The sequence below is a fragment of the Dyadobacter psychrotolerans genome (assembly GCF_004349265.1).
In the GTDB taxonomy this organism is placed as follows: Bacteria; Bacteroidota; Bacteroidia; order Cytophagales; family Spirosomataceae; genus Dyadobacter; species Dyadobacter psychrotolerans.
The window spans coordinates 63,625-76,648 of sequence record NZ_SMFL01000002.1 but is presented as its reverse complement, the minus strand read 5'-3'; the positions used below and the strand labels follow the sequence as shown (position 1 = coordinate 76,648).

14 protein-coding genes are annotated in these 13,024 nt (G+C 42.0%); 7 read left to right on the top strand and 7 right to left on the bottom strand.

What is annotated here, in order from left to right; genetic code table 11:
• Positions 1-31: 31 nt before the first annotated feature.
• Complete coding sequence (arr, locus tag E0F88_RS04255) at positions 32-460, top strand: NAD(+)--rifampin ADP-ribosyltransferase (RefSeq protein ID WP_131956886.1); 429 nt, start codon at positions 32-34, stop codon at positions 458-460.
• Positions 461-538: 78 nt separating this feature from the next.
• On the top strand, positions 539-1,285 hold the full coding sequence (locus E0F88_RS04250) for a DUF8737 domain-containing protein (protein ID WP_131956885.1): 747 nt from the start codon (positions 539-541) through the stop codon (positions 1,283-1,285).
• A 69-nt stretch (positions 1,286-1,354) separates the two neighbouring features.
• Here the strand turns inward: E0F88_RS04250 and E0F88_RS04245 are convergent, their stop codons facing one another.
• The 3 genes from E0F88_RS04245 to E0F88_RS04235 form a co-directional block, all read right to left on the bottom strand.
• Positions 1,355-2,299 (bottom strand): alpha/beta hydrolase family protein, encoded by a 945-nt coding sequence (locus E0F88_RS04245; RefSeq protein ID WP_131956884.1) that lies wholly within the window; start codon positions 2,297-2,299, stop codon positions 1,355-1,357.
• 120 nt (positions 2,300-2,419) lie between these two features.
• Entirely contained in the window at positions 2,420-3,304 is an 885-nt protein-coding gene (locus E0F88_RS04240) for a helix-turn-helix domain-containing protein (RefSeq protein WP_131956883.1), read from the bottom strand.
• 129 nt (positions 3,305-3,433) lie between these two features.
• Positions 3,434-4,798, bottom strand: coding sequence for a hypothetical protein (locus tag E0F88_RS04235; RefSeq protein WP_131956882.1), 1,365 nt, complete (start codon positions 4,796-4,798; stop codon positions 3,434-3,436).
• A gap of 542 nt (positions 4,799-5,340) precedes the next feature.
• On the opposite strand from E0F88_RS04235, the gene E0F88_RS04230 reads away from it, so the two are divergent.
• Complete coding sequence (locus E0F88_RS04230; RefSeq protein WP_131956881.1) at positions 5,341-5,976, top strand: MgtC/SapB family protein; 636 nt, start codon at positions 5,341-5,343, stop codon at positions 5,974-5,976.
• Between the two features lie 124 nt (positions 5,977-6,100).
• Here E0F88_RS04230 and E0F88_RS33590 read toward each other — a convergent pair whose 3' ends face one another.
• The gene (locus tag E0F88_RS33590; protein ID WP_165939991.1) at positions 6,101-6,241 is read right to left on the bottom strand and encodes a hypothetical protein; all 141 of its coding nucleotides are present in this window, start codon (positions 6,239-6,241) and stop codon (positions 6,101-6,103) included.
• 280 nt (positions 6,242-6,521) lie between these two features.
• On the opposite strand from E0F88_RS33590, the gene E0F88_RS04225 reads away from it, so the two are divergent.
• Positions 6,522-6,896, top strand: a complete 375-nt coding sequence (locus E0F88_RS04225) for a nuclear transport factor 2 family protein (protein ID WP_131956880.1) — start codon at positions 6,522-6,524, stop codon at positions 6,894-6,896.
• A 118-nt stretch (positions 6,897-7,014) separates the two neighbouring features.
• On the opposite strand, the gene E0F88_RS04220 is transcribed toward E0F88_RS04225, so the two are convergent.
• Entirely contained in the window at positions 7,015-7,383 is a 369-nt protein-coding gene (locus tag E0F88_RS04220; RefSeq protein WP_131956879.1) for a winged helix-turn-helix transcriptional regulator, read from the bottom strand.
• 128 nt (positions 7,384-7,511) lie between these two features.
• Between E0F88_RS04220 and E0F88_RS04215 the strand changes: the two genes are divergently transcribed.
• The 3 genes from E0F88_RS04215 to E0F88_RS04205 all read left to right on the top strand — a co-directional run bounded on the left by E0F88_RS04215 (position 7,512) and on the right by E0F88_RS04205 (position 11,276).
• Positions 7,512-8,306 carry an SDR family oxidoreductase gene (locus E0F88_RS04215; protein WP_131956878.1) on the top strand — a complete coding sequence of 265 codons (795 nt, stop codon included), beginning with the start codon at positions 7,512-7,514 and terminating at the stop codon, positions 8,304-8,306.
• Between the two features lie 23 nt (positions 8,307-8,329).
• Positions 8,330-8,656 carry a nuclear transport factor 2 family protein gene (locus tag E0F88_RS04210; protein WP_131956877.1) on the top strand — a complete coding sequence of 109 codons (327 nt, stop codon included), beginning with the start codon at positions 8,330-8,332 and terminating at the stop codon, positions 8,654-8,656.
• 196 nt (positions 8,657-8,852) lie between these two features.
• Positions 8,853-11,276 (top strand): ABC transporter permease, encoded by a 2,424-nt coding sequence (locus E0F88_RS04205; protein ID WP_131956876.1) that lies wholly within the window; start codon positions 8,853-8,855, stop codon positions 11,274-11,276.
• Between the two features lie 41 nt (positions 11,277-11,317).
• Here the strand turns inward: E0F88_RS04205 and E0F88_RS04200 are convergent, their stop codons facing one another.
• Positions 11,318-11,872, bottom strand: a complete 555-nt coding sequence (locus tag E0F88_RS04200) for a cupin domain-containing protein (RefSeq protein WP_131956875.1) — start codon at positions 11,870-11,872, stop codon at positions 11,318-11,320.
• Positions 11,873-12,005: 133 nt separating this feature from the next.
• Entirely contained in the window at positions 12,006-12,932 is a 927-nt protein-coding gene (locus E0F88_RS04195; RefSeq protein ID WP_131956874.1) for a D-2-hydroxyacid dehydrogenase family protein, read from the bottom strand.
• Positions 12,933-13,024: the final 92 nt, after the last annotated feature.

The window sequence follows — 13,024 nt, the reverse complement described above, 5'->3', positions numbered from 1 at the left end:
GTTGATTGGTTAGCACAAATTCAAAAGCACAATGGAACAAAATAGCAGCAAATCCAGCCCAAGTCCGTTTGCCCAAACCTACTTTCACGGGACAAAAGCAGATTTGGAAATCGGTGACCTGATCGAAGTTGGTTTCAACTCTAATTATGCGAGAAAAAATGCCAGATATATTTTCCTGACCGCTACCCTGGATGCCGCGATCTGGGGAGCAGAATTAGCCTTTGGCGAAGGACGGGAAAGAATTTATCTGGTAGAACCATTGGGAGAAATCGAAGATGATCCTGACCTGACCGACAAAAAATTCCCAGGCAATCCAACCAAATCTTATCGTTCGACCCAGCCATTTAAAGTTGTAGGTGAAATTAGCGGTTGGCAATCACATCCGGCTGAGCAGATTGCAGCAATGAGAGCGCACCTTGACCGTCTAAAACAGCAGGGCATCAATTCTTTGAATGATTGATCCGCCAAATATTCATAATTGCTTGATTATCAGAATAGCTATTACATCTAGTTGCAAGCAGTTGAAAAAATATCAACGATGATTTATAACTTACCCGCATACATATTCCTGACATTTGGACTAACAACCCTAACAACCCTTTTCCTTTTTATTTGGACAATCAGGAGTTCATGTTCGAAACGGACAAGAAAAAAATCACTTTTAATCTTTTTTGGACTTACAATCTGGTTAACATTTCAGGCTGTTTTGACGCTGAATGACATTTACAAAACAAACACAAATTCTCTTCCTCCCAAAATAATGTTAACCGGAATTCTTCCGGCTATTTTAGTAATCATCTTGTTGTTTGCCACCAAAAAAGGCAGACGGTTTATTGATAGTTTGCCACCCAAAAATCTGACTTATTTAAATGTTGTCAGAATTCCGGTAGAGATCGTCTTGTATTGGTTATTTTTAAGTAAAGCAGTTCCCGAACTGATGACTTTTGAGGGACGAAACTTCGACATTCTGGCAGGAATAACTGCACCTTTTATTGCTTATTTTGGCTTAACAAAACAAAAAATCAATAACAACGTAGTTTTAATCTGGAATATCATTTGTCTTGGACTTTTGGCTAATATTGTAGTGAATGCTTTATTATCCGCACCTTCACCCATCCAGAAATTCGCCTTTGAACAACCGAATATTGCAATTTTAAATTTTCCGTTTAGCTGGCTGCCCACTTTTATAGTTCCGATCGTCTTATTTGGTCATTTGACTTCAATCAGACACCTATTGAAACAAGGTGAGAACGGACAAATAAATGAGAAGAAATCGAATGGCTAAATTGTATGATTTTAAAAAAAGCTAATTATGAAAAGCCAGCCAATCGACTGGCTTTTCATAATTAGCAGGTTATATAAACTTTCCCTGAATTTTCCCCAACGGTTTCGCATTTTCCAAAAACTCGGTTCGTGCATTTATCCAGGCATCATCCTTAGTGTAAAGTGCAGAACGCAGGTAAGCCCAGGTAAGCTCCTGCACTGCTGCTACGCGTTCAGGATTTTCATCGGATGTTTCCGTTACCAGATATCCCGAAATCCCGCCGAGCAAGTGCTCACCTCCGAACAAAGTAACCAGCCAGTTGGCGCCGGGGCTTAGCGTGTATGCATCTGTAAACCAATCCCATCCGCGGACGGTCAGTGGAGAAATGTCGTTATCACCGGCTACTACCAGCGTTGGTTTGGTCATTTCAGCATAACCTGGGTTCATAAATGGATAATGTTCTGCCGCGAAATGACTCAGATCTGCTCCGCCTTTTCCCGCTGGTGTAAGCAACACGCCTACTTTGATTCGAGAGTCAGACAAGTCTTCACCCAACGCCCCATCCGAACCGATAATCCTTGCTCCCAGAAGCATCCCGGTAGTTTGTGCTCCAAACGAATGCCCAACCGCCGCGATTCGGCTGGTATCCAGGCGGCCTATCAGTCCTGGTACTGAAGCTTCAATCGAAGTTAAATTATCAAGAATACGTTTGACATCTTCAACACGGAAACGCCAGATCGAAGCGGTTCTGGGATCGTCTGCGCTGAGTGCAAGTGTCCTTGAATCGAGAAAGGTGGGCTGGATTACAACAAAGCCTCTTGCGGCCCAGAAATTTACCAGCGGCGCATAACCATCCAGCGAACTGCCGTATCCATGCGCAAAGACAATGACCGGCAATTGTTGTCCCGTAATAGGTGCTGAAACGCGTATTTGTAAATCTTCGCCACGACCGGGCGCCGAAAGAACAATAGGACTTACTGAGATTACCGCGGCTGGTGCGTTGCTGTCCGGATTATTTGAATTTTGGTTTTCCATGATTTTTGTAATATAAATTCGGGAAGCGCTTATTGATATTGCTTCACCTGATTTGATATTACAAAGCTCCGGTTAACCGGCGGGTATTCTTAAAGAGAATCAAACCAAAAGTTATGATTTTCATACTTCCATTTTAGTTTTCCTGTAAGCATTCGGAGCCAGACCGGCTGTTCTTTTGAAGTAGTTGTTGAAATAACTCGGATACTCAAAACCCAGACTGTATGCAATATCCGACACACTCCAGTTGGTGTGCTGCAAAAGCGCTTTGGCTTCTGCGGCGATGCGCCCGGAGATATGCACCGATATAGGTTTACCAGTAACTTCCTTTACCGAGCGATTCAGATAGTTTTCGTGCACCGAAAGTTGTTCGGCAAAATCCCGGGCTGTTCGCAATCTGAGCGGATCGGAAGTGGTCTCTATTGGAAACTGCTGCTCGAGTAGTTCCATAAATAAACTGGTGATCCTGGTTGCTGCGTTTTTTAGTATCAGCCCGTTTTGCGGCTGAATACGCAGAGCCTCGTGAATGATCAGATCAATACAGCTGCGAAGCATTTCTGCTTTTTGATCGTAATCACCGCTATATACAGCTTGCATCCTTTGAAAAAGAGCGGAGACAAATATGGCCTGCTCCTTGTTTAGAGGAACAATGGGTGTTCCTTCAAAACGGAATATCGGCGCATTTAGCAAACTGTCTGTCCGGTCCCTGCTTCCGATGAAAACCTCGGTAAACACACAGGCATAACCCTGCTGCTCGGGAGAAAGATGTTCGTTGGAATAGGCAATGTGCGGATTACCGAAAAACAGGAAGGTATCATCGATATCAAAAGTCATATCGCCATAACAAATTTTAAAATGCCCGGTCGCCAGGACAATTTTATAAAAGTCTCTCCGGCCATAAAAAAGCGCAGGATAAGCCGGTCCGGTAATCTCATGGATTTTGAAGCCCTTTAGTTTTACATCCGGACTGCGAAAAGCACCGGCTGCACATTCTGGGTTTGTGATCATTGGGCAAAGTTAATGAAATCAAACCTTTGGAAAATGGTTTTTGACAGTACAACCAATAATCTTTCTGAGTTTTTTCCCGACTTCAAATTTCAATTAAAGACTGACTAACCAATATTACTCCAAAGCACCCTACTTTAGCAAAGTTCCCTCCTTCATTTTTTCAAGAGTTGTTTCAAAAGAAGCATGTGGAGTGCCTGTCACTTTTTGCGCTTCCACTGCCTTGGTTTGCCATTCAATTGCTTCTTCCTTCCTGCCAAGTTTATACAAAAGCTGGGCGTAAGTATCAATGTAAGCAGGGTTTCCCAGGCGCATGGGGTGCCCGGTGTTTCTATAAAGGTTATTAAAAAATTCCTGTGATTGGTACGACCACTTCAATGCCCGTTCCAGGTCATCGGTTTTTGACGACATCTGAAAAAAGTGCCACGCATGTTCATTCAGGTCCATGTGTATAAACACCGATTGAGGCATCATCTGTGGGCGGGCTTGTTTCGTTTTCGAACCAGCAGCAACCTTTGGAGGATTCATCATCCTGTCGTCCATCCGCCTTAACGAATCCGCCGTCAGTCGCATGTGCTGGCCGTCCACAAATTGGGCTGTCTCCCGAATATATTGCGTAGTATCCTTAATTTCATACAAGTACCGAAGCATGTTACGCTGACCGGCCATCATACCCAGAAAATGGTCAGGATTGTAACTATTCTGCACAAAATAGGTAAGCTGATAAGCCAGGTTCCGGTCCTTTTTGGCTATTGCTTTTTGCATCGTGGCCGAAATGATCGCATTGTTCATGGCTACTGCTTCCTGATAAGGGCTGGACTTATACATACTGTCAATCATCTGACGGGGCGTGATTGCCTGTATTGCTTTATATACTTTGCTGTCGAGCGAAGGGCCATGCATATAGATAAATTTCACGACCCTGAAACTACTCAGGGAGTCCAGGGGTAGCCCACCGGTATATTTTTCAAGCAGTTCGTCCACCGGCATACCGGCCTGCCTGCGTTTAACAATGTATTCTTCCAGAAATTTTTGAGATCTTACACCGCTGCTGTATTCCCTGGCATAATCGTTCAGTTGCTTTCCTGACCTTCTTTTCAGGGCAACTTCCGCCTGTTCGGCATACATAAATCCGGCCCCGGCTAACCCGTTGAACCTGTTTAAGATGTTACCACCGGCATCAATAAAAAGTGAAACCGGGCCAGCTTTTATCTCAAACTTCTCCGCAAACTTTTGTCCTTCCGCTGTTTCGAGATTTGCTTTTACAGAAATATAATTTTGTCCGAATACGTCCTTTGTATCAGCTGATCCAAAAGCCTTCGTGGTGATCTCGTTACATTCTTCACATTTATCATCTTCCAGGTGCAGAAAAATCAGCTTCTTTTCTGTTTTGGCCAGTGTGGCAACTTCTTCCCAGGTCGATTTTCTGACAAAATTTATTTGAGAAAATGCAGGTATGGCAAATAACGCCAGGATTGTGGAGATAAATATTTTCATGTTTCGGGTAAGTATAGTTTCCCAAATGTAGCAGGGAAAAACACAATCCTGCAACGGATTATGTAAAATTAATATTGAACTTATACCAGTCTACGCATTTTCGATATATTCAATAAAATCAGCGTAGGCTCTGAAAATTTCAGTGTCTTTTTAGTTTTTGGCTAGAATTCCACTCTCACTAAATTCATAAATGATTGAATTTGCGTAAGCAATCGGTATCAGAGGTAGATTAAAAGGATACTTGTCGGGAATGTTATCCTTTTAATGAAATTGAACTTCAAAAAGACTACTACTAAACCTCATATCACGTCTTTATATATGTATAATAATGGCTTTTGTAAAAGGAACATGGTAACGAAGATAATTCATCAGAATTTATTCCGATTCATTCTGTGTGCATACTCCTGATAAAGCAGCCTATATTTACTGGGCGAAATCATGATGCCGCTTACGGAAATGAAAGAGATGTGCAGTAAAAAGGCTTATTACAAACACTGGCACATTATTTTTTTTAAGTTTTGACAATTTAATTATTCAGTACAATGGACTTTGTGATAGAAACGGCTGATATAATCAGCATGCTAATGGCTATACTTTGCGGTGGGATCATCGGTTTTGAAAGAGAGTATAAAAATAAATCGGCAGGTTTCAGAACAATCATTCTCATCACGCTGGGTTCAACTATTTTTACTATTGTATCCAGACATGGTGCCGGTACCGATGATCGCATTTCGGCAAACATCATTACAGGAATTGGCTTTATTGGTGCAGGTGTTATTTTTAAGGATCAGTTTTCTGTATATGGTCTTACAACTGCCGCTGTAATCTGGACTTCTGCGGCTATCGGTATGACAACCGGGATCGGTTATCATGCCCTGGCTTTTGTTTTTACGATTATTACTTTGGTTATATTGTTGTTAGCCAGCAAAATAGAGGATCTGATTGGTAAACTGGATAGACAAAAAATGCTGACTGTTACTTTTAGGAACGCTGATTTTGATCAGATTGAATCACTGGAAAATAAACTCAATTCAAAGGATATGCGTCTGGAACAGTTTCAGGTGAGTAAGGATAATGGTACGTTAACAGTCATTTGGCAGGTATATGGCAAGAAACAGTATTTGCAAATGCTGAACGAGGTACTGGTTAAAACACCTGAGATTATTAGTTTCAAATAAGGTGTGTTTGATGCATTTTTTTGTGTAAACTATTTATCTGTTGCGGTTAATCAAGTAAAAAACAGCCAACGACCTACAAAAGTCAATTGGCTGTTCTTGAAAAAATATATGTAATCCCTAAATCCTACACCAGCTGCGGCGTTGCTTCTTTGGTAGGCTCCGGCAGGCTGTTTTGGTTCATCTTCGCGCTGAATTTTCTGAGATATGCGTACAAAACTACGCCTGTCACTACGCCTACTCCTACTAATTTTTTGAAAGTTCCCATGGTATAATTTATATTAATGAGTCAAAATTTATCTTCCACTTTAACTTGCTACAAAAACAATACCAATAGGCCTAAATCCTGACAATTATTGTACAGAACCCTATTTTTAAGCATTATATCCCCATCTGATTTTCTTTCGACTTCTCCATAGGTAAGGTTTCGTCCGAAATCAGCTGTTTAAATTGAATGTCCAAATCCACACGCGACAAAGTCCATTTAACACCCGGCTGCGCTATTAAACGCTGCGTACATTTGTTGTGTATTAACTACCAGCCAAACCATGTCAGCACAACAGAAACCAACAACCCAGGAGGTTACCGCCAGATTCCATGAGCTTGCTCAGCAGGAAAAATGGTTTGAGATTCAGGATGAGTTTTTTGCCGAGAATGTGAAAAGCATCGATCCGGTAGGCTCTCCCTATTTCGGATATGCGGAGGGGAAAGCGGCTGTTCGTAAAAAAGGAGAAGATTTTGTAAGCCGGATTGAAGCCGGATACAGAACTTACACCGGTGAGCCCATCGTTACCGGAAATCATTTTGCTGTAACCAGGGAAATCGACATTTCCGTAAAACCCCACGGAAGAATCCGGATCAACCAGATCATGCTTTATGAGGTGAAAGACGGAGAAATTATCTCGGAGCAGTTCTTTTATTAGAAAAACTGCCATAACCAGGCTATTCTGTGCGTATTTCGTCGGCGTAGAAGCTGGTTCGATATACCTATTACGCCACCTGCATCAACAACGATTTCAGGATCAGGTCGCCGGAAGCCTGTTAATCTGCCAACTTATCCGGAAAGGCCAGGATTACAGATCTTAGGCGTTCTTCATTATCGTCGCCCCATTTACCCAAAGCCGATAAAACCGGAATTACAGTTTTGCCAAACTCGGTAAGGCTGTATTCGACCTTTGGGGGAACCTGAGCATAAATGATTTTTGAAACCAGGCCATGCTGTTCCAGTTCTTTCAACTGCGTGTTCAGAACCCTTCGTGAAGCACCCGGAATTTTCCGCTGCAGCTCACTCGGTCGTTGAAAACCTTCATCGATAAACCACAGCAAACGGATTTTCCATTTGCCATAAAGCACCTCCCCGATCAGATCCAGTCCGCAGTTTAAATTCAAAGCAATTTTTCTGTCTTTCATATCACAAAAATAACCCTATGTTCCATACGGTACAATATGGGCTAAATTTACCCCTATGCAATTCGATAGCCCGTACTTGTATGAACCTGCTGTATGATCGAATTTTGTCCTATAATCATTTGAATTATATGGAAACGAAATTCAATTTTAACAATGAGTTATCAGGCAAAACTGCTTTGGTAACAGGCGGCACAAAGGGTGCAGGAAAGGCCATTGCAGATCGTCTGCTCAACGCAGGTGCGAAGGTGATCGTAACAGCACGAAATAAACCGGAAGAGAAAAATGACCGGATACACTTTATTCCGGCAGACCTTAGTACTGCCGAAGGTGCTGCAAAAGTGATCCAGCAGATTAAAACAGGTTTTGGCAGACTGGATATTCTCGTGAACAATCTGGGCAGCTCTGAAACCCCGGGCGGCGGATTTGATGTACTTACCGACCAGAACTGGGTGGAAACGATTCAGGCAAATCTGCTGGCGCCGGTCAGACTGGACAAAGGATTTTTGCCGGGAATGATTGAGCGAAAATCCGGTGTCATTATTCATATTGCGTCTACCCAGGCCCGGTTACCCTTGTACGACTCGACCCTGCCCTATGCCGCAGCAAAAGCGGGACTGGTCAACTACAGCAAAAGTTTGTCCAATGAAGTTGCACCAAAAGGCGTCCGTGTGCTGACCGTTTCACCGGGCTGGATCAAAACGACTTCTGCAACACGTCTGATGGAGCGAATCGCAGAAAGTTCTAACACAACCGTTCAGGAGGCTGAGCAAAGTGTGATGGATGCTTTGGGCGGGATACCATTTGGCAGACCGGCCCAGCCCGAAGAAGTTGCAGAACTGGTTGGTTTTCTGGTATCGCCCAGGGCCGGCTATCTGACAGGAACAGAGTTCGTCATCGACGGCGGAACAATTCCGACCATTTAACCATTTCACAAACTTTAGAAATTATGGAATTACCAAAAGTTATCAAAGCGCTGTTATCAGCACAGGCAGCATTTAATAGTGAAGACTATGCAAAATGTTTTACACCGGATGCGGTCGTTTTTGATGAAGGCGCAACGCACACAGGGCGTCAGGAGATAAAACACTGGAATGAAAAGACCAATGCAAATTATCAGATCACATTGGAGCCGGTCGCTTATTCTGCCTCGGAGCAGACCAGTATTTTAAAAACAGAGGTCTCAGGTACCTTTCCCGGAAGCCCGATTGTGTTGCTGTATCATTTTACTTTGAAAGACGAAATGATCACAGCTTTAACAATTACGGGTTCGTAAAAGCAGGCAGCCAGAGAAAACAAAGTTTACCGATCCGGCGGTGTACCAAAGTCTAACTTTACCTACTTTTATCAAATATGCTTTTAAATTTTAACCAGGCAGATCTTAGCCCTTTTTACCAATTTTAACCAATAAACAACGGTAAGGTTTTATGAAGTAATACTTATAATATTTCATAAAAATACTCGCCGCCAGCATGTTTGTTAACAATATTAAAATTGCATTCCGCAACTTACAGAAACATAAAGTTTATTCCCTGATCAACATAGTTGGGTTGGGAATCGGGCTGGCGGCTTCTTTTATTGTCCTGCAGGTTGTCATTCATGAATTGAGCTATGATCGTTTCCATAAAAAAGGCGACCGGATATTCGCTATCCAACATCACAATCCATCGCAGGATTTGGAATTTCCCAACACAAATTACAAGGATGAACTTGCACCTTATTTGAAAGAAATTGATCCGGCAATTGTCAATTACGTGAGAATATCCAACTGGAATTCGGCGTTCGTTCAAAATCCCAGTCAGCCAGACCGGTTAGACACGGATCAGCAAATTGCATTTGCTGACACCTCTTTTTTTAATGTATTTACATTTAAGCTTGTAAAAGGCAACGCTGCAACTGCACTTAAAAAACCGCTCACAGTTGTTATTACCGAAAAAATGGCTGAAAAGTACTTTGGTAATCAGGATCCTGTTGGCCGGAAACTGCTTCACCGAGGGCCTGAGTTGTTTTCGTTTACTGATAAAAAAACAACAGATGCACCCTTTACTAAAGCCAAAACAACACTTTTGGAGGTAACAGGTGTGATGGAAAATACAGCGGCGAATTCCACCCTTGAGTTCGAAATAATCGGCTCTACTGACACGGGCAAAAAATTGGATACATTAATTACCGCACCTTATTATGAAACTTTCCTGATGCTGGATTCCGAAAACTCAGCCAGGAGTGTTTTGAAAAAGATTCCGGCCGCCTGTAAGTTTATCGACGGATACGATTACAACAGTAAGAATAAATATCGCCTCCAGCCGCTTTTTACGATGCATGCCAACGGACCTGCATCCGAAAATATGATGGTTAAAGCCTTCTTTGGTATTGCACTTGGTATTTTGCTGCTGGCCTTGTTTAACTACATCAATCTTACAACTGCCCGTGCGGTTGTGCGGGCGAAAGAAGTGGGCGTCCGTAAAACACTGGGTGTAAGCCGGTTTTCACTACTTGGACAGTTTTTCACCGAATCGATGCTGATCACTTTACTGGCTTTTTTGCTGGCTGTGGTTTTAACATTCGCTTTTCGTCCTTTTTTTAATGATCTGCTCGGTTTTGATATAAAAATCTCAGAGCTCAAAAGAATCCCATTTGTAAGCGCAGCGATACTGGTCCTCGTTCTTACTGCTTTGCTTGCCGGCATTTATCCTTCAATCATACTATCAGGCTTTTCGCCCGCCAAGGTTTTAAGAGGCAATGTATTATTTAATAGCAAAGGCTTATTTGCACGTCGCGTGTTTATCATTTTACAATTTGGTATTTCCACATCGCTGATTCTGGGTAGTGTCGTGGCTGAGAAACAAATCAGTTTTATGAAAAACAAAAACCCTGGCTACAACAAAGAACAACTGGTAAACATTGACCTTGGAAAAAAATTATCCTGGAAGAGCTGGACGCTGAAACAAGAGCTTAAAAATCGCCATGGTTTTGAGAATGTAAGTACATCTGTTTATCCGTTGCTGGGCAGTTTTGTAGGAATTAACCACTACAATCCGGTAAAAAGAGAACAGGCTTTTATATGGTCAAATACGGTTGACGAAGATTTTATTGAAAACATGGAAGTAAAAGTCCTTATACCTATAGATAAAAATATACCCCCTGTTGACGGATATTATTACGTTATCACGGAAACCACGGTTAAAGCCCTTGGACTAACAAATGACAATGCCGTAGGAAGCGACCTATTTTCGGAAGCTAAAAAGCCAATGGGCAAGGTAGCGGGTGTCATCAGAGACATCGACAATCTCGGACCAAAAGTTAAAATGGGAGCTTTTATCTTAAAAGTTCATGACGAAAGAAAGTACAGACAGCCCTTTCAGTCTTTACAGGTTCGGCTAAATCCAAAGGACAACATTCAGCAAAAAATAGCTTTGCTTGAAAAAGTCTACAAACAGTTTGAACCGGAACGTACTTTCCAGTATTCATTCGCAGACGACGATTTCAATGAAATGTTTAAAGAAGATCTCCGGGTTTCAAAAATGCTGAATGTCTTTATGGCAATCGCCGTATTTATAGCTTGTCTGGGACTTTTCGGCCTGGTTACTTTTATGACACAAATACGCATGAAGGAAATTGGTATCCGTAAAGTACTTGGCGCAAATGTATTCAGTATCGTTGCCATGTTCTCATTTGAGTTTGTTAAACTGGTAATTATCGCAATTGTCATCGGCCTTGGTTTGTCTTACCTGGCGGTAAACGAATGGCTGAAAAACTTTGCTTTTCAGGCTGAAATCAACTGGATGATCTACATTTTAGCCGGACTTATTTCGGTTTTCCTGGCATTTATCACAGTCGGTCTTCAAAGCATGAAAGCTGCACTTCAAAATCCGGTAAATTCATTGAAAATTGAATGATTTGGAAAATTGAGTTGATAAGAAGCGATTAGGACGGCGGACTAAAATTTCTTAAAGTAGTCAAGTGCAGGGCCTACTCTTTCAAAACCATGTGCTATTCTAAACGCATCCTGTTCCTTTTCAGATTTCCCTTTCATAACGCCTTCAGAAATTGAAGTGAAAAATTGCTCCATCTTACCCGCCGGCTGGAAGGTAATGATCATTCTGGCAGTGCCTTCACCGACTTTTGAAAAGGTATGAGGAACTCCTCTTGGACCAAAGACGCTATCTCCTGCTTTAACTTCAAAAAGATCCTCTCCAATTTTGATCTTAAATTCACCTTCCAGAATATACCACCATTCATCCTGTTCGGCATGCACATGAAGCGAAGGCCCGCCAATCTTGACACGCGTAGATTCAAACACGTACAAATCACCATTGGTGTCCTTCGAAGATACTTTGGTGTAAAAAGTATCTCCTTCGAGCAGGGAAATGCTCTTGTCAAACCTGTCTTTACCACTGTTTACACCAAAACCTTTTTTAGGCCTTTCAACATCAGAAAAACCACCCATAAAGGGTAAAACAACTGACATTTTAAGAAACTTATCTCTCTTCATAACAATTACTTAGGTTTTTTATTAACATGATTCATGAATGTTTGAGAAGAGCTTATCAAATATAAGTCGTTGCAAGGCAATTGTGACAAACAACTTAGTTAGCGGTTCAATCATTGTATGAAAACCGTTACTTTCAGTGAAGCCACTCCTGAATCGCTTTTAATGTATCCTGGTAAAAGACCTTATACGTGTTTTCAGTTACATAACCGATATGTGGTGTGGCCAGCAGGTTATCCAAACTGCGGTAAATGTGGTCCGCCGGAAGGGGCTCCTGACTGAAAACATCAAGCGCTGCACCGGCAATTTTTCTTTGCTGCAAAACGTCTATTAAAGCAACCTCGTCAACCAGCGGAGCTCTTGATGTATTGATAAAAAAAGAAGAAGATTTCATGCTGTTAAGATCTCCCGAAGTTATTATGCCTCTGGAACGATCGCTTAACACCAGGTGCACGCTTACAAAATCGGCTTCTTTAAAAAGTGTTTCTTTGCTAACCAGTCTGGCCCCGGCGGCGGTAGCTTTTTCTTCTGTCAGGTTTTCACTCCATGCAATTACATGCATACCAAAAGCTTTTGCATAAGAAGCAATTTTAGAACCAATATTGCCGAGTCCTACAATGCCAATAGTTTTCCCTTCCAGATCAATACCAATAGTAGTCTGCCATTTTCCGGAAGTGAAATTTCCATTTTCCTTTGGAATTTTTTTTGCAAGCGCCATCAGCAGCGCCCAGGTAAGTTCAGGTGCACCACTCCACACATAACCTGTATTTTTTACCGTAATGCCAAGCTCCTCTGCCGCCTGAATATCAATTGAAGCGTTCCGGAATCCTGTTGAAACAACCAGCCGCAGGTTAGGCAGCGCGGTAAGCAATGCTTTATTCAAAGGCATTCGTTCCCGCATCACACACACGATTTCAAAGGGATGCAGGTTTTCTGCAATATTTGTCAATGGTTCATTAAAAACAACGACATCAGCCTGATCAGATAAAACAGACCAGTCGGCAAAATCCTGAGAAACATTTTGATAGTCATCCAGAATTGCCACTTTTATTTTTGCGCACATAACTTATTTCAATTTAGTTTTCGTTTCAAGTTCGTCAAAATTACAATAGTTGGCCAACGCTCGTTCCAGCTGATCTTTTAGCTGACAAAATT